The sequence below is a fragment of the Intestinimonas sp. MSJ-38 genome (assembly GCF_018917925.1).
In the GTDB taxonomy this organism is placed as follows: Bacteria; Bacillota; Clostridia; order Oscillospirales; family Butyricicoccaceae; genus Pseudobutyricicoccus.
Genome location: NZ_JAHLPO010000081.1, coordinates 1 through 628, shown reverse-complemented (window position 1 = coordinate 628; position 628 = coordinate 1). Strand labels below are relative to the sequence as shown.

Here is a 628-nt window from a genome sequence, read left to right as displayed (position 1 = left end):
AAAGAATTTACCACCGATGAAAACGGCATGATCGACCTGTCCAAGCTGGAGCCTGGCACTTATGTGGTGACCGAAAAGAAAGCCAACGGCTATGTGATCGACGATGCCCAGCGGATCATTCACCTGAAGCCTGGTCAGACCGGCGAATTTGTGTTCACCAACTCCATTAAGCCCACTTTGCGGCTGCTGAAGCAAAGCACCGACGGCACACCGCTGGGCGGCGTTACTTTTCGGATCAGCAAGATCGAGGACGGGACGCATTACCTGGATCGAACGACAAACGATGCCGGCGAGATTTTGGTGAGCGATCTGAAACCCGGTGTCTATTCTGTCAAAGAGACCGCCACTGTAAATGACCACATTCTCGACCCCACAGAATACAAGGTGGAGCTTTTCCCGGGCAAAACCAGCACGCTGACCATCCGAAACGACAAGCGCCCCAACCTGACTATCCATAAGCGGGATGCCGATACCGGGGAAGTGGTGCCGGGCACCGTGTTCCAGGTGCAGGCCGTGGACGGCCCCTGGGTGGGAGAAGTGACCACCGGTGCAGATGGCAGCGCCCGGGTGGAAAATCTGCTGCCAGGTACCTATGAAGTGATTGAGAAGTCTGTGCCGGAACCCTATC

General features: G+C 55.9%; 1 protein-coding gene. It reads left to right on the top strand.

The features are described 5' to 3' along the window. Nucleotides 1–628, top strand: a 628-nt coding sequence (locus KQI26_RS15855) for a collagen binding domain-containing protein (protein WP_253292911.1), incomplete at both ends; no start/stop codon positions are given.